The following is a 21,583-nucleotide window of genomic DNA, read 5'->3' as shown; positions in this document are numbered from 1 at the left end:
AGATTTTTATTTAATATAATTTTTACAGATTTATTAAAGATTTATTACAGATTTTAATTGATAAAAATTAAAGGTGAAAACATGTCAATTTATGATTTTGAAGTTAAAGACATTAATGGAAATATGGTATCTCTTAAAGAATATGAAGGACAAGTTTTATTAATTGTTAATTCAGCTACTAAATGTGGTTTTACTCCACAATATAATGAATTAACTGAAATTTATAATAAATTTAAAGATGATGGATTCACTATTTTAGATTTTCCATGTAATCAGTTTGGTAAGCAAGCTCCTGGAACTGGAGAAGAAATTGCAGAAACTTGTAGGGCAACTTTCTTAGTACAGTATCCAATATTTGAAAAAATTGATGTAAATGGTGAAAATGAAGATCCTTTATATACTTTCCTTAAAGAAAAGCAACCCTTTGTAGATATTACAGGTGATGGTGCTAGAAAATTAAAAATGGTTGTTAAAATGATGGATAAACATTATAAAGACAACAATGATATTAAATGGAATTTCACTAAATTTTTAGTTGACCGTGAGGGTAATGTTGTAGAAAGATTCGAACCAACTGAAAGCTTAAATGATGTTAAAGCAAGAATTGAAGGATTATTATAATTATCTATAAATTTTAATTTATTTATAGTAAAATGATTTTTTAATGTTTTTTCTACTTTTTTTTATTTTATTTTATTTATATGTGCTTATTTTAAAATTATTAATTAAGTGATTTAATGAAATTAAAAATTAATAATGAAACTTGTATTGCTTGTAAACTATGTGAAATGGTTTGTATTAGAGATAATATTCAAGTAATTGATAAAAAGGCGGTGGAAGTAGATAATGGGGGATTGTTTTGATTGTGGGCATTGTTTAGCTATTTGTCCAACTGAAAGTATTTCCCTTAATGTATTTAAAGATCAATCTAATCCTGTTGAAGATTATGATCCTTGTGAAATTCCAGTAAACTCTGAGGATTTTTTACAGTTTTTAAAACAACGTAGAAGCATTCGTTGGTTTAAAAAGAAAAAAATAGATAAAAAAACCTTTGGTAAGTTATTTGAAGCTGCCTATTACAGCCCAAGTGCTCAAAATGCTCAAGATGTTGAATTTGTTGTACTTGATGAAAAATTAGATGATTTTATGCATTTAGTTTATGATATAATCAGTGCTGAAGAAGATAAGTTCTTTAGGATAAAACAATTTGGAGAATATCTTAGAGGGAAATGTGATAATAAAAAGCACCCACTTCTTTGGGAAGGCCATCAAATGATTTTATCATTTTCTAAAAGTCAAGCTAATGCATTAATTGCAAATACAAGGCTAGAGTTATTAGCTTATACCATGGGTCTTGGAGGGTTTTATTCTTTATTCACTCTTAAAGCAGATGAAATAAATCATGACAAATTAATGGAATTTTTCCCAGAAATAGATTCAGATAAACACATGTATTCTGCTTTTGTAATAGGTTATCCAAGGGTAAGATATAGAAGAACAGTTCCTCATAAAAAGATAGATGTTTATTTTAAGTGATTATTATAAGTTTTAATTAAAAAACAATTAATAGATAATGGGGGTTCTGAAAGATTTTTTTTATAATGTTAATTTAACAGATAAAGTTGAAAACCCTGCTTCTATTTCAGATGAGATTGATAATTGATTAAATTTAGGAAATGATTTTTTAATATGTTCTAAAATTCTAAAGTCTATATAAATTTCAGTAACATAAAACTCAAATCCATCTGTAAAGAAATAAGTAGGTTTTCTGCATTTAAGTTTAGCACCATAGAAGAAATCTTCAAGCCTATTATTCAAATCCCATTTTTCATTCTCATTTAATTCTTTTTCATTAATAAAATCAATTATATCATCTTCTAATCCTTCTTCAATTGGATAAAGTCTTAAATCATTTTCCATCTCTTCTAATTCTTTGTATAATTCATCCCTATCTAATTCAACCATAATGTCACCTATTGTTAAAAATAGTAGTTATTTTTTAGAAACTGTAAAATTTTATAGCTTAAGTTTATTTTTAATTAGCTTATTTATAAATTAATAATAAGTTTTTATTTTTAAACTCCATTTTTTTTAAAAAATTTATTTTATATGATTTTATTTTTATTTGTAGGATATAAAATTTTTCATGGTAAAAATAATAAATTATATAATAGAATAAGAAAATATATTAAATCAAGATATTTTAAAATCGTAATTTTTTAGATTTTAATTATTTAAAATAGAATGAATTTAACTAATAAATAAAATAGATTGATTATTATATGATTTTTAAGGTGATGCAATTATGTATGAAACATTAACCTACACTGGTGGAATTCACAAAAGTGAGGAAATGAGAGAGCTGATTGAAGACTTAGGAGGTTTTGTTCTTCAATCCAATATATTGCAAATGGAACTTGTTTTAAATATGGCAATTCCTATTGATGATGTAGATATTATTAAGGCTAAAGCTAAAGAACTTTTAGGTGAAATTTCTATTGCACCTATGGCAGGTTCTGAAATAGCTATTGTTTCACCAACTCTTGCAAGACATCACCTTCCTCATGCAGCTTGTGATATTTCTGAATACCTTAGACGTTATGGTGCAAAAGATAATATGGTTGGTTTAGCTCGTGGTCATGGTAAAGGAACTGCGGGTATTTCTCAAGAAGAAAAATACTTAATCGAAGAACATGATATAGCTATTTTTGCATTAGGTAGTTTTAAACAATGTATCGTTGATAAAGCTTATCTTTATAATGATATTGATATTCCAGTAATTGTTACTGGAGCTCCTGAAATTGATTTAGAAGAATTGCCTGGTGTAGATGCTTATGTTTCAGGATTAGGTAGAATCCCTCGTAGATTAAAAAGAGGAGAAAATATAAGGGCATTGAAAAAATTAGTTGAAACTGTTGAAGATCTTTTAGAAAAACGTAAAAAAGAGCTTGCTCAAGATCCTCCAATTGCACCTTCAATTTTAGTTAAAAATGAAATTGAAAGTCAAGTTCCAGCTATTAAAGAAGTCATTTCTCCAACTCCTGTAACAAGCCAACTTAGTGGTTTAAGAGTAAAATTAGATTATGATAAATATCATGAAGAAATTGAAAATGTAATGATTGGAGAGCAAAAATTAAAAGAAATCGCAGATATTAAAAAATCTCATTTTTATGATTATATTCTTGTAGAACTTTTAACTGAAAGTTCATTAGTTGACTAATTTAATAATATTAATTTCATTAGTCTAGATTTTATTTTTTTAATCATATTATTTTTAAAATTTTTTCAATTTTATTTCATTTTTTCATGTTATAAAAGTCACTATATATAATATGCTTTGTTTAAGCTTTTGTTTAAGTTATATCAATTGCTTTAATTGAGTAATTTTTTTATTGTAAACTTTAAACTATCTATGTTGTGAAGTGTAAATGCAGGTTATTGTAAACTTTAAAGTATCTAAGTGTTGTGAAGTGTAAGAATGCAAGTTATAGCAGACCTTGGTGGAACTCCTGGAAAAGATTGTAGAGGTTTTTGTAAGTTTTGCTACTTTAGAAAAGTAAAACCTTTAACAGAAGCTCTTGGATGTCAGCATTGCCCACCTAATAATGTTGGATGCCAAAGATGTTTAGAAGGAGTTCAAGAGTCAGGAAAGGAATTCCAACAACCATTTGCTGTTTTAAATGAAGTTCAAATGACCCTGATGATGAACCCTATAAGAGATGCCAAGCTTAAAGTTAACATCAGTGGTGGAGGGGATGTTAGTTGTTACCCTTACCTTGAAGAATTGATTTCTAATTTATATCAATGGCAATTACCAATTCACTTAGGTTATACAAGTGGAAAAGGAATTGATGATGGAGATATAGCTACCCAATTTTTAAATCAGGGAGTAGATGAGGTTACTTATACTATTTTTGCAGCAGATGCAAAGCTTAGAAAAGAATGGATGCTAGATCCAAGTCCTGAAGAATCTCTTAAAGCCGCCCAACTTTTTGCAGAAGGTGCAGATTTACATGCTGCAGCAGTAATTATTCCAGGGGTCAATGACGGTGCAGCTTTACAAAATACCTGTGAAAAATTAGAAGAGTGGGGTGCAAAAGCTTTAATGATGATGCGTTTTGCAAATAGCTATGATCAAGGATTGATTTTAGGTAATGAACCTGTTGTTGAGGGAATTATTCCTCATGAACCACTTGAATTTGAGGAACTTGTTAAAGAAATTAATTCTGAATATAATCTTAGAGTTACAGGTACACCTTTATCAGATCCGACTATTGGGGCACCGTTTATATTAGCAAAAGATGAATATGAAGAATTTTTAGGGATTTTACCTCAAGTTACTGGTGAGGCAACAATTTTAACTTCTAAAATTGCAGCTCCTTTCTTAAAAAAGATTTTCAATAAAATTGCTCCAGATAATGTTAATGTTCTCCCAACAAAGAAAGATATTGCATGTTTAATGACAAAGCAAGACTTAGAAGTTTTAGATTTAGAGGATGTTAAAGAAACTGTTATTCTTCCAGGAAGAGCTTTTATTCATCAATTGGATGCTGAAAGAATCTTGAGTGAAGATGGTGTAAGTCGCTTTATAGCTTATGGTCCTGATACTTTAAGTGTTGATGGTGAATTAAGTAGTGGTATGAGTGAAGAAGATGTTATTGAATCTGAACTTGAATCATTTATAGATCTTATACATGCTATAAACTTCTTTGGAATGAAAAAAGCTTTTTAATTTATTTTTTTAATTTTTCAATTATATTTACTTTTTTTAATTTTTTAATTATCTTTATTTTTTTAATTTTAATTTTTCAAAATTATCTAATTTTATTATTCTATTTTTTTAAACTTTTTATGAAAACTTTTGTTTAATTTGCATAATTTTTATTTTTTTAAAAAAAAATTAACTGTTTTTTTAAATACTAAAAGTATTAATTTTTTTTAAATTTAGTAATATTTAAAATTTTTATGGTTTTTTGTTTTTTTCTTTATTTTGATTTTAAACAATCAATTATTGGCTATTTGATAATGATAAACTTATTTCTATTTATTTTTTTAAATTAGGCAATATTTTATTTATCTTTTTAGTTTAATTTAGTTTAATCAATTTAAAAAAGTATTACTTTTTAGATATTATATAATAAATAAATTAAAATATTTTATTACTTATAAATGTTTCTATTTAATCCTTAAACGAATGTTTATATTATATTTTAAATAAAAATATATTCGTATACCAAATAGCTGGCTATTGCAAAAAATTTTGCTTGATAGCTTACTCAATAATTACTAAAAAAGTTTTTATTGGGTGGTATATTAAACTCTATTAATTAGGAGGGAAAAAATTGGCAAAGTTTGATGATAAAGTCGATTTATACGACGATAGAGGTTCATTAGTGGAAGCTGATGTACCAATCGAGGCTCTAAGTCCGTTACGTAATCCTGCTATTAAAGATATTATTAGCGGTGTAAAAAGAACTGTAGCTGTAAACTTAGAAGGTATCGAGAAATCTTTAAAAACTGCTTCCGTTGGTGGAGCAAAATCTAAAATCTTAGGAAGAGAAATAGATCTTGATGTTGTTGGTCAAGCAGATTCTATTGCTGCTTCTGTAAAAGAAATGCTTCAAGTAAATGAAGGCGATGACACTGTATCTCAAGTACTTTCTGGTGGAAAAAGAATTTTAGTTCAAATTCCAACTATCAGATTAGATTCTTCAGCAGAATATTCTGTTGCTACTTTAGCTACTGCTACTGCATTAACTCAAGCTATTATTAACGAGTTTGATGTAGATATGTACGATGCAAATATGGTTAAAGCTGCAATATTAGGAAGATACCCACAATCTGTAGAATATATGGGATCTAACATAAAAACCATGTTAGACATTCCACAAAAATTAGAAGGTCCTGGTTACTCTTTAAGAAACATTAAAGCAAACGACTTCGTTGCTGCTACTTTGAAAAATACTTTACAAGCTACTGCACTTGCAAGTATTTTCGAACAAACTGCTATGTTTGAAATGGGTGATGCAGTAGGTGCTTTCGAAAGAATGCACTTATTAGGTTTAGCTTATCAAGGATTAAATGCAGACAACATGGTATTAGGTTTAGTACAAGACAATGCAAAAGATGGAACTGTAGGTTCTATTGTACAAGATACCATTGCTAAAGCTGAAGCAGATGATGTAATTGCTGTCGAAAAAGAATTAACCGATTTCAACATGTATGCAACTAATGACACAGCTAAATGGAATGCATATGCTGCTGCTGGTTGTACTGCTGCTGTAATGGTTAACGTAGGTGCAGCAAGAGCTGCTCAAGGTATTCCATCTACTATTCTTTACTTCAATGACAACATTGAATTCGCTACTGGTTTACCAGGTATTGACTTTGGTAGAGCAGAAGGTGTAGCTGTTGGATTCTCTTTCTTCTCTCACTCTATCTATGGTGGAGGAGGTCCTGGTTTATTCAACGGTAACCACGTAGTAACCAGACACAGTAAAGGATTTACTATTCCTTGTGTAGCTGCAGGTATGGCATTAGATGCTGGTACCCAACTCTTCTCTCCAGAAGCTACTTCTGGATTAATTAAAGAGATTTACAGTGAGATTGATGAATTCAGAGAACCACTCAAATATGTTGCTTTAGCAGCTGCTGATATAAAAGGTGACATCTAATTATCGAATTAATTGTTTAATTAATTAAAATCTAATTTACTATCACATTTAAGGTTATTCAAATTAAAAGTTTAATTTGGATTTCGTTGAGGTTTAATAATGGATATTGAAATATTTCCACATAGAATTTTAGGAACAGATACAACTGAAAAATTATTAAATGATTTAGAATCTTTAGATTCAGTTAAAAGAACTGTTATTCAAGGGCCAAGACTCCCACCACAAGATGATATTGATCGCATTTATGGTGACCGTAGAATCATTGTGGTAAATGGTGAAAAAATTGAATTAAAAGTAAAAACTGGTAGGATTTTTGTAGAACTATATGAAGAAACTGGTATTGAAGAAATTAGAGATATATGTAGTGAACACATTAACACTGGTTTTGATATTAATACTAGTAAATCACAATATATCAGGAAACAAAGAACAGTTACTGATAATATGAAATATGGTGATAGTACAGAAATTCCTGATGAATTGATCGGTATTTCTGATCAACGTTCTAAATTTAAGGACCATGTCTCTATTCTAAGAAAAGATAGTGGAGAATAGATATCATTTAGGTATTTGATAATATGATTGGAAGATGTACTCATGTTGTAGACTGTAGGGAAACAAGAGGTCTTGGTGAAGGAGGAGGAATTGCTCAAAGAGGAACTTTTGCAGAATGTGGAAGTGATATTTTGGCAGTTGCTATGTCTCCAGGTCGTAGACATATTACCAAACCAGTTTGTGAGATTACCTTTGGTTTACGTGAAGCTAACTTATTAACCAGTACTATGATTTTAGATGCAGGTAGTGGTGTTCCACATGATGCCCCTGCAGGTGGTGCAGGTAATGCTTTTGGCTTAACTGATAAAGAAGTTGAACAAATGCAAAAATTTAAAGTTATTGTGGTTCATTTAGGTGGAGTAAGAAATCATATTACATACAAAGCAAGATTAATCTTGCGTAATATAGATAAACCTTGTGTAATTATTTGTGAATATCCTGTAGATTTTGAAGATTTTGCGAAAATTGGTGTTAAAACCGCAAAAGTTATGCCTGATGAGGTAAAAACTAGAGGCAAAATTATGAATATAGTTTCAGGAGTTATAAGAGGACAAACAGTCTCTCAAGAGAAATTAGATGAGATTATTAGAAAAGTTAGATTAACATTAGGAGATGCATGATTATGGCACAATATTATCCAGGAACTTCTCAGGTAGCTGAAAACAGAAGAAAATTCACTAACCCAGATGTGGAATTAGAAGTTTTAAGAGAAATATCTGATGAAGATGTAGTAAAAATTTTAGGTCACAGAGCTCCAGGTGAAGAATATAAATCTGTTCACCCACCACTCGATGAGATGGACGAACCTGATGACATTATTAGAGAAATCGTAGAACCTATTGCAGGTGCAAAAGCAGGGGACAGAGTAAGATATATTCAATTCGCTGACTCCATGTACTTTGCTCCAGCTCAACCTTACTTAAGAGCAAGATCTTACCTTTACAGATACAGAGGTATTGATACTGGTACTTTATCCGGTAGACAAATTATCGAAGCTCGTGAAAGAGATGTAGAACGTATTTCTAAAGAATTAATAGAAAACGAATACTACGATCCAGCAACTTCTGGTATCAGAGGTGCAGGTGTACACGGTCACTCTTTAAGACTCGATGAAAACGGTTTAATGTTTGACATGCTTAGAAGACAAGTATTCAACAAAGAAACTGGTAAAATTGAAATGGTAAAAGACCAAATTGGTCGTGAATTAGATGAACCTGTTGTATTAGGTGAACCATTAGATGAAGAAACTCTCAGAACAAAAACCACTATTTACAGAATTGATGGTGAAGCTTACAGAGAGGATAAAGACGCTGTAGATGTATTATATCAAATACACGTCACCAGATCTAATTTTGGTTACAACCCAGAATTATAGGGGAGGTTTATTAAAATGGCTGATAAAAAATTCTTAGATGCAATGACTAAAAAATTCAAAGAAGCTCCAGATGAAAGAACTACTACCTTCTATAATATGGGTGGTTGGACTCAATCTGAAAGAAAAACTGAGTTTGTAAACGAAGGTAAATCAATCGCTGAGAAAAGAGGAATTCCAATGTACAACCCAGATATTGGTAACCCTCTTGGACAAAGAGCTTTAATGTCCTACCAATTATCTGGTACTGACACTTTTGTTGAAGGTGATGACTTACACTTTATCAACAACGCAGCAATGCAACAAGCTTGGGACGATATTAGAAGAACTGTAATTGTAGGTTTAAACACTGCTCACAATGTACTTGAAAAAAGATTAGGTATGGAAGTAACTCCTGAAACCATTACCAACTACTTAGAAGTTGTAAACCACGCTATGCCTGGTGCAGCTGTTATTCAAGAACATATGGTAGAAACCAACCCACTATTAGTAGAAGATTCCTATGTAAAAATCTTTACTGGTGATGATGACTTAGCAGATGAAATAGATGCTGCATTTGTATTAGATATTAACAAAGAGTTCCCAGAAGAACAAGCTGAAGTTTTAAAATCTGAAGTAGGGGGAGCAATTTGGCAAATAGTAAGAATTCCATCTGTTGTAGGTAGAGTTTGTGATGGTGGTACTACCTCTAGATGGTCTGCAATGCAAATTGGTATGTCAATGATTTCTGCATACGGTCAATGTGCAGGTGAAGGAGCTACTGGTGACTTTGCTTACGCATCTAAACACGCAGAAGTTATTGGTATGGGTACTTACTTACCTATCAGAAGAGCAAGAGCAGATAACGAACTTGGTGGTGTTCCATTCGGATTTATGGCAGATATCTGTCAAGCTACCAGAGTATCTGATGACCCTGTAAAATCCTCATTAGAAGTAGTAGCTTTAGGTGCTGCTTTATACGACCAAATTTGGTTAGGATCTTACATGTCTGGTGGTGTAGGATTTACTCAATATGCTACCGCAGCATATACTGATAATGTATTAGATGACTTCTCTTACTTCGGTAAAGATTATGTAGAAGACAAATACGGTGGATTATGTGAAGCTCCAAACAACATGGACACTGTTCTTGATGTAGGTTCTGAAGTAGCATTCTACTCCTTAGAACAATACGAAGAATACCCAGCTTTACTTGAAACCCACTTCGGTGGTTCTCAAAGAGCTGCTGTTATTTCCGCAGCTTCCGGTATTTCCACTGCATTTGCAACAGGTAATGCACAAACTGGTTTATCTGCATGGTACTTAGCACAATACTTACACAAAGAACAACATTCCAGATTAGGATTCTATGGTTACGACTTACAAGACCAATGTGGTGCAGCTAACGTATTCGCTATTAGAAACGACGAAGGTTTACCACTTGAATTAAGAGGACCTAACTATCCTAACTATGCAATGAATGTTGGTCACCAAGGTGAGTACGCAGGTATTGCACAAGCACCTCACAGTGCTCGTAAAGATGCTTATGCAGTTAACCCTCTTGTAAAAATTGCATTTGCTGATAAAAACTTAGCATTCGACTTCACTAAAGTAAGAGCAGAATTTGCTAAAGGTGCTTTAAGAGAATTCGAACCTGCAGGTGAAAGATCTATCATCATTCCAGCAAAATAAGTTTGGTTTAAATGGGAATTTTAATAAATAAGGTTTTTAACATTATATTCTTAGGAATTTAATGTTTTACCTTATTTATTTTTTTCAATAAGAAATTAGTTTGTATAAAGTAGAATGGATTTTTTATCAATTGATTTTGAATATAATAAAATATATTTTATTTGAGGATATTTAAAAAAAATTAATCTCTTTATAAAAATCATTCTTAAAATAAATTGACTTGTTATCAATTATTTTTGATAGTTAGCTTAAAAAATTAGGTAATGCTAAAAATATTTGATAAAATTTGAGATTATTTAGTAAAACTTATATATAGTGTTTTAAAAAAATTATAGAATATAGGCAGTTAACTGTCTGTAAATTAATTAATTTTAAGTTTATTTTAATTAAAGTAAACTTGAAAAAATTAGTGGTTTATCTTATTAGTTATTCAGGTTTAATTATTAAGATTTTTAGATTTATTCATCAAATATTTCATTCTTAACACTTTAAGGATTTAATCTAGCTAGATTAAAAGCTGAGTGGTTTCTTCATTGGCTTATTTGATTTATAAAATATTTGTTTAAGTTTTGAAGTATAATCATAAAGTATAAAATCATTTAGATGTTCTAAAAATGGTCTAAATTTTGCTTTAGTCCATTATTTAGTCCATTTTTATTTTATGTCTTTATGGTTTTATATTTGAGCAGAATATGTCTAATTGTGATTAAAGATGGAAATTTAATCACATAACAATTTATTAAATAATTTAAATTTAATAAAACTTAAGGAGGAAAAGAAAATATGGACCCTATTACATTAGGTGTAGTCGCATTAATGGGTGCAGCAGCAACTATCGCTGGTGCTGCAGAGGACTTAGAGTCTGACATCGGTTCACAAAGTAACCCTAACTCACAAGTTCAACTTGCTCCACAAATGGGACATTTACACCGTATGATAAATAAGGCAGCTTCTGGGGAGCCTGTAGCATATGGGTGCTGGTGTGGTATCTCTGGTGCTATTGCATACCTTGCTATTAGTATGGGTATTATACCTATAGTAGCTATAGCAATGGGTTCCACTGTTGCTGCTCTTGTTCACGCAATTTATACAGTCACATCACACATGGGAAGGATTGTTGGTCAATCTCAATTTGAACAACCATTATTTATGGATGTATTAACTCAATCCTTAGGCCCTATCGCAGCTCATGGTTTTATAGCTAGTTTTGGTATTGTAGGGATGGCTTACTTAATGACCCTTCCATTAGACGGACTTGGACACCCATTCCCATTACCATTACTCGCTGTACTTTGGGGAATTACTATTGGTGCAATCGGATCATCCACTGGGGATGTTCATTACGGTGCAGAAAGCGAATACCAAAAATTCGATTATGGAGGAGGTACTCCTGTAGCTATTCAAGGGGATATTGTAACTAAAGCTCCTCTCGGTGCTAAAAACTCTATCGATGTAGGTAATTTCTGTGCTAAATATGGTGGACCTTTAACAGGATTCTGTTTCGGACTCATTGTTTTCATTAGTTTTTGGATTACTATTGTATTCGGAGCTATTGGAGGACAATTCGTAGGTATTATCATTGTTATCTTATTAATCACTGGTAACTACTTACTTGAAAAGTCTGCAAGAGAAAAATTCGGACCATATGAGGAATAAGGAGGTTACATTATGGATCTTATTTTGTTTATTATATGTGTTGTAATTGCAGGTATTATTATGGGTGGAGGTGTACACTTCATTCCTGTAGGTGGTGCTCCTGCAGCTATGGCTACCGCTACCGGTGTAGGAACTGGTACCGCAATGTTAGCAGCTGGTGCAGGATTAACTGGACTCATTACCGCAGCTTCTATGTCAGGACAACCAGTATGGTTAATCGTATTAGCAGGTGCAGTTGGTTCAATGTTAATGATGGGTATCACTATGCTTATTGGTAACTTTATTTATATTTTCGGTGTTGGTGTAGTACCAGCATCTGGTAAAGCTGCAGTTGACCCAATCACTGGTTGGAACCAAGAAAAATATAAAACTCCAGGTACTGAAGGACACGGTATTCCTACTGTTTGTTTTGTAAGTGGTATCATCGGAGGTTTACTTGGTGGTGCTGGTGGAGGATTAGTTTACTGGGCACTTTATAACTTTGCATCTACTAATTTAATTGGATATGGCCCTGCTGTAATCGCTGGATTAGCAGCTATACTCTCTGTAGCTATGTTCTTTATCAATTCAGTAACTGCTTCCTATAACATTGGAGGTACTATTGAAGGTTTCGTAGATCCTAAATTCAAAAGACTCCCTACTGGAATCCTCGCTTGTGCTATTGTTTCTCTTGTAGCTGCAATTTTCATTGTTTTAATGATTGGAGGTATTTAAGATGTCTGCTGGAGGAAGTGGAGCACCTGCAGAAGGTGCTGTAGATGCTAATGTAATATTAGCAATTGGTATTATCGGTGGATTAATCGGTATTTACTTATCAGGTATTGACCCTATTATTGGACCAGTTCTCTCTTGTCTTGGTGCTGTATGTGCTATTCTTTGGGGAGTAATTGCTGTTCGTAGTGTTGCAAGTTACGGTTTAGGTACTGGTGTACCTTCTATCGGTTACATGTCTTTAGGTATTGGTGTAACTGGTGCTTTAGCTGGTGTAGGTATTATTGCTGCACTTAACTTAACTGGATTGGAAATAGCAGGACCTATACTTGCATTAATATTTGCTATGATTATTGGTTTAATAGTTGCTATTGTAGCTAAAAAAATTGTTGGAATGAAAATACCTGTTATGGAAAGATGTACTGCTGAAATCGCTGGTGCTGCAGCTTTAGCTGTACTTGGATTCTCTTCCGCTATTGCAGGCGGATATGCTATTGAGGGAATCTTAAACCTTGTTGTAGCTCCTGGATTTATTGCTGTATTTTATATATTAACTACTATGGCTATCCAACACCCATTCAATGCATGTTTAGGACCTAACGAAAATCAAGTTAGGACTCTTAAATGTGGTGCATCTACTGCATTCTTATCAATGATTATCACTGGTATTCTCGCTATTTTTGTTGGAGGATACGGATGGTTTGCAATTTTAATTGTTGGACTTATAGGATGGTACATCTCATTTAAAATGTTTGTTGATGCTTCATATGAAGCAGCTGCATCTGTTAAATGGGCTGGTTTATGGCCAAAAGTTGAGGAATAAGGAGGATGTATGAATGTTACCATTAGTACAATTTGTTCCTGAATTAAACTTAAATCTTGATCCTGACTCCGGTATTCTCGGAGCAGGTGGTGGAGATTTAATTATTATTTCAATGGATGAAATAAATGGAGAAATCGCAAAAGTTGAAGCAGCTGCTGATGAATTAATGAATTCCTTAGATCCTAATTCAGCACCATTAGGTTCATTTCCTGGAAGAGAAGGTAACTTTGTTATTGCAGGTAAATTAACCAACATGGTTTATGGGTTTATTATAGGGTTATTCCTTATTATGGCAGCAATGCCTTTATTAATGGCTATGGGGGTTTTATAGATGGTAGATAAAAAACCTACTTCTGACACTTGGCCTGTTGTTAGTGGGGATTATGTTGTTGGGGACCCTGAAAGTCCTGTTGCTGTAACTACTTTAGCTTCTCACAATGAAGATATTCCAGCTGCTGCTGGTGCTGCTATTGCTGGTCCTTGTAAAACTGAAAACCTTGGTATTGAAAAAGTTGTAGCAAACATTATTTCAAACCCAAACATCAGATTTTTAGTTCTTTGTGGTGCTGAAGTACAAGGTCACATTACTGGTCAAAGTTTCCAAGCATTACATGAAAATGGTTGCGACCCTGAGAAGAAGAAAATCACTGGAGCTACTGGTGCTATTCCATTTGTAGAAAATATTCCTATGGAGGGTGTAGAAAGGTTCCAACAACAAGTAGAACTTGTTGATATGATTGATAATGAAGATGGTGGAGCAATCACTTCTAAAGTTAAAGAATGTATAGAAAAAGATCCTGGTGCTTTTGAAGAAGATGCTATGGTTATTGAAGTATCTGAAGGAGATGATGATGAAGATGATGGTGAAGAAATTCGCCCTATTTCCTCAGAAACTGCATTAATTGAAGCAAGATTAAGAAACATCGATACTCAAATAAAATTAGTTGGTGCTGTACAAAGAAATATGGCAGGTAACTATGCAGGTAAAGTCCAAGGTATTATGATTGGATTAGTATTTACTTTAGTAATTGGTTTCATATTATTAATGGCACCTTTAGCAGGTATATAACTGGAGGTCTTATTATGGTTAAATTTTCTAACAAACCAAACACTCGTGGAATTAGGAATACTTCTAGTAATATAGAATACCGTTCTAAACTCATAGGTAGAGAAGGAAGATTATTTGCTGGAGTAATCAGTACCAGATTTTCTGGAATGGCTATTGGTCTTGGAATTGCTATCTGTTTAGCAGTTGTTATTCCATATTTAGCTAAATTATGTGGATTATAGAGGTGTTATAAATGTCTGAAGAATCAGTACCTCAAATTATTGTATCTGCCGATGATATGTCAGCTGCAACTCAAAAATTAGATGAAGCTGAAGAAAAAGTAGAATTTGCTGTTGGAGAATATTTCCAACGTTTAGGTCAACAAAACGGTAGAGATATTGGTATTTTATATGGTATAATTTTAGGTCTTGTAATTTTGATTGTATCTATTGAATTTGGAATTGTAGGCGCAATGCAATCTATACTTACAGGATTAATCTAAATTGGAGGATTATAAATGTTTAGATTTGATAAAGAACAACTCGTCGTTGATATAGCTGGAGTTAAAATGGGAGGACAACCTGGAGAATACCCTACCGTTTTAGCAGGAACTATTTTCTATGGCGGACACAAAATTATTAGTGATGAAAAAGCAGGTGACTTTGATAAAGACGCTGCTGAAGGATTAATTAGAACAATGGAAGAAATGTCTGATGTTACTGGAAACCCTTGTGTTGTACAAACTTTCGGTGCTACTGCAGATGCTATGGTTAAATACTTAGAATTTGTAGGAGATGTCTGTGACAAACCTTTCCTCATTGACTCAACTGCTGCAGCTGCAAAAATTGCAGGTGTAGAATATGTACAAGAAGTAGGATTAGCTGAAAGAGCTGTATACAACTCCTTAAGTATGGCAGCTGAAGCTGCTGAGATTGAAGCTGTTGCTAACTCTGACATTGATGCATCTATTCTCTTAGGTTTCAACCCAATGTCTCCAGGTGTAGCAGGTAAACTCGAAATCTGGGAATCTGGTGGAAGTGTTATTGATGAAGGTATTCTTGAAATGGCAGAAAGATGTGGAATTACAAAACCATGGATGGATGTAGCAGTAACTCCTTTAGGTCAAGGTGCAGGTCCTGCAGTAAGAACTTCCTATGCTGTAAAAGCTAAATGGGGATACCCTGTAGGTTCCGGTATTCACAACGTACCTTCTGCATGGGATTGGTTAAGACAATATAAAAAAGAACACACAGAGGCATGGCCTGTTTGTGACATAGGTTCTAATATCGTACAGCAAATGGCTGGTGGAGACTTCGTTCTTTTCGGTCCTATCGAAAACTCAAGACTTGCATTCCCTGCATGTGGTATGGCTGATATCATGATTGCTGAAGCAGCAAAAGATATTGGTACCGAACCTATTGAAGAACACCCACTTTTCAAATTATTATAATTGAAAGGGTTCAAGATTAGATGATTTTTATCATCTAATCTATTTTAAATTTTTTATAATTTTCAAAAATTTATTTAATCTACTATTTTTATTAATTTTCTTATTTTTACTATTTTTTCAAAATTTAAAAAAAATTTAATCGAAATTTTTTGAAATTTTTCATTTCGCTGATTAGACATTTTTCTAATTTTTATATCTCTATTTAAATTCTATAATCTTATTTATTAAGATTAGTAATACTTTATTTTTATTTTTTATTACTATATTGCTGTTTTTTATAATTTTAATTCTTGATTATTAGTTTTTATTTTTAACATAAACTTTATATATAACTTCAATCAATATTTATATGATATTTTCTAATTTATTTTAAAAATAAGCTTTATTTTAATTTGATAAATTAAATTAAACCATAATTTAAATTTTTTTGTTCATTTTTTTAGAATAATTGATATTTTGTTTTTTAAAAATCTCTTTTTTTTTAAAACTTTTATTGATTAACCTTTATCTTTTTTGAACAAATCAATTTTATTTTATATTTTTTAAAATAAACTTTATAATTTTTTTAAATTTATATTTATAATGATTGTTAATAAATTAAAATTTATTTTTTATAAAATTTATTTTATAAAATTTATTTTATAAATTTTTTATATCAATAAATAAAATAATATTTTTAATTAATAAATCATAATTGAATAATTCAATTGTTAAAGAAGAAATTATAAAACATTAGAAATTATCAAATTAATTTTTGAGGTTAAATGATATGTTTAAATTTGACAAAGAACAAGAAGTTTTTGATATTGCTGGTGTAAAAATAGGTGGTCAGCCTGGTGAATATCCTACTGTTCTAGCAGGTACTATTTTCTATGGTGGGCATAATATCATTGATGATGAATTGGCTGGTGTTTTTGATAAAGATCGTGCAGAATCTTTAATTAAAGATATGGAAGAAATGGCTGATATTACAGGTAATCCATGTTTAATACAGGTTTTTGGACAAACTGAAGAAGCTATCATTAAGTATTTAGAATTTGTAGGAGAAATTAGTGATTATCCTTTTCTTATAGACTCAACCTCTGCTGATGCTAGAGTTGCAGGAGCTCAATATGTTGATGAAATAGGATTGTATGATAGAGGAATATATAATTCTATTAACATGTCTGCAGATAAAGCAGAATTAGATGCTCTTGCAGAAACTTCTATATCCGCTTCCATTATTTTAGGATTTAATCCAATGAATCCATCTATAAATGGTAAATTAGCTATGTGGGAAGATGGAGATGATGGATCTTATGAAAAAGGTTTGTTAGAAGTTGCTAGTGATTGTGGTATTGATAAGTATTTGATGGATACTGCTGTAACTCCTCTTGGTCAAGGTGCTGGTGTGGCAGCTAGGACTTCTTTTGCAGAAAAAGCTAAATGGGGATACCCTCTTGGTTCTGGTATTCATAATGTACCTTCTGCATGGGATTGGTTAAGAGATTATAAAAAAGAGGGTAATAAAACTGCATATACTGTTTGTGATATTGGCGCTAATATTGTTCAAGTAATGTGTGGTGGAGATTTCGTCCTTTTTGGCCCTATAGATAATGCTAAAATTGCATTTCCTGCTGTAGCTCAAACTGATATGTTTATTGCTGAAGCAGTAAGAGATATAGGGACTACGGCAGTAGAAAATCATCCATTTAATAAACTATTGTAATATCCATATTTTAAGGCTGTTTCAAGTTATAATATTGTTCTTCATCAAATTTGAATAATATTGTATAGTTAAAGTAATTTAAATTACTTTAACTAATTTTCCTAAAAATTTTTTAAACATATTTAAATTCAGCTAAAAATATGTTTAATTTATCAAATCTAAACAATAAAATAATATTTTCTCCAGAATATTATTTTAGCAAACACGAATAAGAATTAAATGAAAATTCATTTAATTCTTATGCTTCATCTATGTTTGCTTAGTTCTTATTAAACTTGACATATTTGTATATTTGGAACTAACAATTAGATATATGTATTGAAAATAAATAAATCTTTATAGTTTTTAGCTTCTATTAAATTTGTCTAAGATTCAGTTTTTTCATGTTTTTAACTTGTATTAAATTTGTCTAAGATTCAGTTTTTTCATTAAATTTATATAAAATTCATTTTTAATTCTTCTTTTTATATAAATTGTTTGCTAAAAACTATAATTATATTTTTATAAGGGTTAATTTATTATTAGTTTCAAAGATTAATTTATTATTAATTTCAAAGATTAATTTATTATTAGTTTCAACAATAATGGATAAAAATTATAAAAATATAATTTAGATAATAATTTAACTATATATCCTTAATTTAGTTTATGCTAATGTAAAATGTTATAGGCTTCAATTTGTTTTTAATTATTAATAAATAATAAATTTTTATTTTTAAGCCTAGAATTTTTTACAAGCTCTTTTTTTAATTTCTTGGTATTTCAAAAAAGATTTAACAAAATTTATATTATTTGATGAAAATAGTATATACTATATAAAGATTATGGGGATTTTATATGTCTTTTTTAGATAAATTTTTTAAGAAAGGGCCTAAGCCAATTGTTGCTGAAAGCAGATCAAGGGATTTAAGTATTTTAAAAGCAGGTAGCAGGCCTCAAGGTCCGGGTACTGTTGTTGCTAAACCTGATGAGTATTATGTAACAGCTTCTGTAGAATTAGGAAATACCACTACCAAATGTGTTATTATGGCTACAAATTTAAATAACAGTCAATCTTATTTAATTAATAAAACTGTTAAAATGACAAGAGATGTTAGAAAACCTAAAGCAGGAGAAGTGGTATTTGGTAAAACTGTTTGGGGTGTAGAACTTTCTAAAGAATCTGTTGCTGATATGATTAAAGATACAGTTTTAGAATCACTTAAAAAGGCACATGTTGATATGGATGAAGATTTAGACTTTGTAGTAAGGTCTACTGGTGTAACTGCCGGCTTTGCTACAACCAAGGAAGTGGGAGAATTAATTAAAGCTCTTGCTGATGGTTGCCTTGATGCAGGTATTTCTCATAAAAAAATGGCACCAGCTATGTCTACTGCACACCTTCCTAAAAGGCTTCAAAAATACACTTTATTAGATAATGTTATGTTTGATGGAGCAGTAGTAAGTGTAGTTCCTCCAAAAGGTAAAGAAGTTGTAGCTAATGAAATGGAAGGGGAACTTGTTACTGCAGGTATTAAATTAGGTGCTAAATGGACTGATGTAGACTATAGAAACCCTTGCGTATCTTTAGACTTTGGTTCTACTCTTGCAGGACGTATTGTAAATAAAGAGGAACCTTATGCAAGTACTGTTGGTAACTTCTTAGGTTTAGCAGGAGTAATTTCCGATTCATTAGCTAAAGGTTCTAATCAGATTGATCAAAAGAATGGTGCGGCATTAGATATATTTGATTCAAAGTTACTTAAAAAAGCAGATGGTAAAAAACATCAGGAAAAGGCTAAAAAATATGCTCAGGAAGTACATGAACTTATTAATATTTGTAAGGTCCCAGAAGGAATTGATAGGTTTGGTACTGTTCCTTTAGATGCTGCAGGTGCTAAAGCAGCAGGTACTTGTTTAATCGGTTCTGATGTTGGAACAAATGCTGATGGATTAGATAAATTAGAAGAAATTGGTGCTAAAATTTATGAAGAGGATGGAATTCCTACATTGCTTGCAACAATGGACCATGTAAGTGCAAATATTGTTTACAGAATTCTTGATGTTGCTTTTGAAGAGAATCTTATTCTTGACGGTTCTGTTTTAGGGGTTACTGGCAGAGCAGGTATTACAGGTAAAAAACCAGAACTTATTTTAGAATATGCTCAAGATAAATTCGATGGGGTTGTATTTGTAGAGGATGGATTAGCTTTAGGTTCTGCAATTATGGCTCGTTGTATGAATTCAATGGGAACTCAAAAGAATCCTCTTGGCGGAAACCAAGGAGAAAGATGTATTCTTAAGAGAAGAATGCAAGCACAAGGTACAATTAAATAAGTTATCAGGTATCTTTTATTAAAATATTCATTAGATTTTAGAATTTTTTAATTTTAAAGTTTTTTTATTTATTAAGATTTTAGAATTTTAATTAAATTATTTATTTTTTAAATTTTTATTTCATTATTTATTTTTATTCTATTATAGGTATTGTTTTTATAAATTAATTATTGGTGTATTTATGATTATAGCTCTTGTAATGGCTGGTGGAAAAGGTTTAAGATTAAAAGCTGATATTGAAAAACCACTTTTTCCAATAAATAATAAACCATTAATTAAGCATGTTTTAGATAATATTAATGAATCTAAATTAATTGAAAAAACAGTTGTTGCTGTTAGTCCAAATGCCAAAAATACAAAAGATTTCTTAATAAATGATTTAGATTTTTCCAGCTTTGATGATTCTTTTTATGACAGTGAAGAAAAATCATTTTATTTAGATACTTTAGGTAAGGGTTTTGTTGAAGATCTTTCTAATATTTTAGAAATTTTTGAATCTAAATCTAGAGAAAATATTTTAATTTTTATCAATGCAGACTTGCCTTTAGTAAATGGAGAAATACTAGATGAAATTTTAACTTACTATTTAAATCAAGATAAACCTGCATTATCTACATTAGTTCCAGTTGAAATTTTTGAAGAGTATGGGATAGAATATTCCTATGAATTTAATGGTAAAGTCCCTTCAGGAATTAACATACTTAGGAGTGAAAATGTTGTTCAAGAGGAGGAATTTTTAACTATTTCAAGGTATGAGCTAGCTTTCAATATAAATACTATTGACATAGCTATATTAACCACTAAATTTTTATAATTTTTATCATTTTTAGAGAAAAATAATTTTTAGAAATTTTTATAATTTTTATCATTTTTAGAGAAAAATAATTTTTAGAAATTTTTTAAAATTTATCATTTTTACAATGGTATGTTTTTTAACTTCATTACCTTCATAAAACTTTCTGATTTTTAAAACTTGATTTAATTATTTCTATTAAATTCATCCTTTTTCAATATTTTATAGGTTTTTTAGTATTTTATAGATTTTTTAGTATTTTCTCATTATTTTTCCTAAAAATATCAATAAGTTTATATATTTCTTTAAATATAAAAAATAGTAAGGTAAACTAATGTTTTTTAAATTAAATTATTTATTTTAAATGGAGTGTTTTTTAAAAAACTTAAACACGAATCATGCCTTCAATCATTTTTATAAAATTTAATTTATTGGTGAAAATATGGAAAATACTGTTGCTAAACCTAATACTCATAGAAGAGAAGAAAAATTATGGAGTGAAATAAAAAGCTATCAAGTAGCTACTAATAATGCTCGTATTTTAGGAGTACTTGATGAGTTAATTATCAATGAAAAAACTGGTAAAATCGTGGATATTGCTGTAAAAGTAGAAGCTGGACGTAATATTCATGTAAAAGGTGCTAAACGTAGAGGAGATTTATTATTAATCCCATTCACCAAAATAGAAAAAGTTGGAGAATTCATTATTGTAACTGAATAATTTTTCTAATTTTCACTTTTTTTATTTTTTTTTATTTTTTCATTATACTTATTTAACTATTTTTAATTGACTAAGTCTATTTTTT

The 21,583-nt window shown here is 30.7% G+C and carries 23 protein-coding genes; 22 read left to right on the top strand and 1 reads right to left on the bottom strand.

The features are described from left to right. Positions 1-81 precede the first annotated feature (81 nt). The 3 genes from BM020_RS00325 (at position 82) to BM020_RS00320 (ending at position 1,536) form a co-directional block, all read left to right on the top strand. Positions 82-621 carry a glutathione peroxidase gene (locus BM020_RS00325; RefSeq protein WP_067147729.1) on the top strand — a complete coding sequence of 180 codons (540 nt, stop codon included), beginning with the start codon at positions 82-84 and terminating at the stop codon, positions 619-621. A gap of 116 nt (positions 622-737) precedes the next feature. Then, positions 738-863 (top strand): 4Fe-4S binding protein, encoded by a 126-nt coding sequence (locus tag BM020_RS09765; RefSeq protein ID WP_234970488.1) that lies wholly within the window; start codon positions 738-740, stop codon positions 861-863. Continuing rightward, a complete protein-coding gene (locus BM020_RS00320) occupies positions 847-1,536 on the top strand; it encodes a nitroreductase family protein (protein ID WP_234970487.1) in 690 nt (229 codons plus the stop codon). Before BM020_RS09765 ends, BM020_RS00320 begins: the two co-directional genes overlap by 17 nt. Positions 1,537-1,596: 60 nt before the next feature. On the opposite strand, the gene BM020_RS00315 is transcribed toward BM020_RS00320, so the two are convergent. Further along, positions 1,597-1,965 carry a hypothetical protein gene (locus BM020_RS00315; RefSeq protein ID WP_067147726.1) on the bottom strand — a complete coding sequence of 123 codons (369 nt, stop codon included), beginning with the start codon at positions 1,963-1,965 and terminating at the stop codon, positions 1,597-1,599. A gap of 340 nt (positions 1,966-2,305) precedes the next feature. On the opposite strand from BM020_RS00315, the gene BM020_RS00310 reads away from it, so the two are divergent. The 19 genes from BM020_RS00310 (at position 2,306) to BM020_RS00220 (ending at position 21,498) form a co-directional block, all read left to right on the top strand. Beyond that, positions 2,306-3,220: a methanogenesis marker 7 protein gene (locus tag BM020_RS00310; RefSeq protein ID WP_067147724.1), complete on the top strand. Its 915-nt coding sequence runs from the start codon at positions 2,306-2,308 to the stop codon at positions 3,218-3,220. A 258-nt stretch (positions 3,221-3,478) separates the two neighbouring features. Continuing rightward, the gene (gene mmp10, locus BM020_RS00305; protein ID WP_067147722.1) at positions 3,479-4,732 is read left to right on the top strand and encodes a methyl coenzyme M reductase-arginine methyltransferase Mmp10; all 1,254 of its coding nucleotides are present in this window, start codon (positions 3,479-3,481) and stop codon (positions 4,730-4,732) included. Positions 4,733-5,342: 610 nt separating this feature from the next. Then, positions 5,343-6,674 (top strand): coenzyme-B sulfoethylthiotransferase subunit beta, encoded by a 1,332-nt coding sequence (gene mcrB / locus BM020_RS00300; RefSeq protein ID WP_067147719.1) that lies wholly within the window; start codon positions 5,343-5,345, stop codon positions 6,672-6,674. A gap of 99 nt (positions 6,675-6,773) precedes the next feature. Next, a complete protein-coding gene (gene mcrD, locus BM020_RS00295; protein WP_067147716.1) occupies positions 6,774-7,229 on the top strand; it encodes a methyl-coenzyme M reductase operon protein D in 456 nt (151 codons plus the stop codon). A 23-nt stretch (positions 7,230-7,252) separates the two neighbouring features. Then, positions 7,253-7,849 carry a methyl-coenzyme M reductase I operon protein C gene (gene mcrC, locus BM020_RS00290; RefSeq protein ID WP_067147713.1) on the top strand — a complete coding sequence of 199 codons (597 nt, stop codon included), beginning with the start codon at positions 7,253-7,255 and terminating at the stop codon, positions 7,847-7,849. 2 nt (positions 7,850-7,851) lie between these two features. Beyond that, positions 7,852-8,604 (top strand): coenzyme-B sulfoethylthiotransferase subunit gamma, encoded by a 753-nt coding sequence (gene mcrG / locus BM020_RS00285; protein ID WP_067149118.1) that lies wholly within the window; start codon positions 7,852-7,854, stop codon positions 8,602-8,604. A 15-nt stretch (positions 8,605-8,619) separates the two neighbouring features. After that, on the top strand, positions 8,620-10,272 hold the full coding sequence (gene mcrA / locus BM020_RS00280) for a coenzyme-B sulfoethylthiotransferase subunit alpha (protein WP_067147710.1): 1,653 nt from the start codon (positions 8,620-8,622) through the stop codon (positions 10,270-10,272). Between the two features lie 783 nt (positions 10,273-11,055). Next, on the top strand, positions 11,056-11,928 hold the full coding sequence (mtrE, locus tag BM020_RS00275; RefSeq protein ID WP_067147707.1) for a tetrahydromethanopterin S-methyltransferase subunit E: 873 nt from the start codon (positions 11,056-11,058) through the stop codon (positions 11,926-11,928). Positions 11,929-11,940: 12 nt separating this feature from the next. Further along, positions 11,941-12,642, top strand: a complete 702-nt coding sequence (gene mtrD / locus BM020_RS00270) for a tetrahydromethanopterin S-methyltransferase subunit D (RefSeq protein WP_067147705.1) — start codon at positions 11,941-11,943, stop codon at positions 12,640-12,642. Between the two features lies 1 nt (position 12,643). Beyond that, positions 12,644-13,462: a tetrahydromethanopterin S-methyltransferase subunit MtrC gene (gene mtrC / locus BM020_RS00265; RefSeq protein ID WP_067147702.1), complete on the top strand. Its 819-nt coding sequence runs from the start codon at positions 12,644-12,646 to the stop codon at positions 13,460-13,462. A gap of 13 nt (positions 13,463-13,475) precedes the next feature. After that, positions 13,476-13,793, top strand: coding sequence for a tetrahydromethanopterin S-methyltransferase subunit B (locus BM020_RS00260; RefSeq protein WP_067147699.1), 318 nt, complete (start codon positions 13,476-13,478; stop codon positions 13,791-13,793). After that, entirely contained in the window at positions 13,794-14,531 is a 738-nt protein-coding gene (gene mtrA, locus BM020_RS00255) for a tetrahydromethanopterin S-methyltransferase subunit A (protein WP_067147696.1), read from the top strand. It begins immediately after the preceding gene. A 14-nt stretch (positions 14,532-14,545) separates the two neighbouring features. Then, the gene (locus tag BM020_RS00250) at positions 14,546-14,752 is read left to right on the top strand and encodes a tetrahydromethanopterin S-methyltransferase subunit F (RefSeq protein ID WP_067147693.1); all 207 of its coding nucleotides are present in this window, start codon (positions 14,546-14,548) and stop codon (positions 14,750-14,752) included. 11 nt (positions 14,753-14,763) lie between these two features. Continuing rightward, the gene (gene mtrG, locus BM020_RS00245) at positions 14,764-15,012 is read left to right on the top strand and encodes a tetrahydromethanopterin S-methyltransferase subunit MtrG (protein WP_067147690.1); all 249 of its coding nucleotides are present in this window, start codon (positions 14,764-14,766) and stop codon (positions 15,010-15,012) included. Positions 15,013-15,027: 15 nt separating this feature from the next. Beyond that, entirely contained in the window at positions 15,028-15,960 is a 933-nt protein-coding gene (gene mtrH, locus BM020_RS00240; protein ID WP_067147687.1) for a tetrahydromethanopterin S-methyltransferase subunit H, read from the top strand. A 769-nt stretch (positions 15,961-16,729) separates the two neighbouring features. After that, the gene (mtrH, locus tag BM020_RS00235; RefSeq protein ID WP_067147684.1) at positions 16,730-17,668 is read left to right on the top strand and encodes a tetrahydromethanopterin S-methyltransferase subunit H; all 939 of its coding nucleotides are present in this window, start codon (positions 16,730-16,732) and stop codon (positions 17,666-17,668) included. An 837-nt stretch (positions 17,669-18,505) separates the two neighbouring features. Beyond that, positions 18,506-19,984: a methanogenesis marker 14 protein gene (locus BM020_RS00230; protein ID WP_067147681.1), complete on the top strand. Its 1,479-nt coding sequence runs from the start codon at positions 18,506-18,508 to the stop codon at positions 19,982-19,984. 181 nt (positions 19,985-20,165) lie between these two features. Next, entirely contained in the window at positions 20,166-20,798 is a 633-nt protein-coding gene (locus BM020_RS00225; RefSeq protein ID WP_067147678.1) for an NTP transferase domain-containing protein, read from the top strand. A 421-nt stretch (positions 20,799-21,219) separates the two neighbouring features. Then, positions 21,220-21,498: a PRC-barrel domain-containing protein gene (locus BM020_RS00220; protein ID WP_067147675.1), complete on the top strand. Its 279-nt coding sequence runs from the start codon at positions 21,220-21,222 to the stop codon at positions 21,496-21,498. Positions 21,499-21,583: the final 85 nt, after the last annotated feature.

Origin of the sequence: Methanobrevibacter olleyae, assembly GCF_900114585.1 — an archaeon.
Classification (GTDB): domain Archaea; phylum Methanobacteriota; class Methanobacteria; order Methanobacteriales; family Methanobacteriaceae; genus Methanobrevibacter; species Methanobrevibacter olleyae.
Note: the sequence above shows the minus strand (reverse complement) of the source record. Positions and strands in the feature narration are given on the sequence as shown.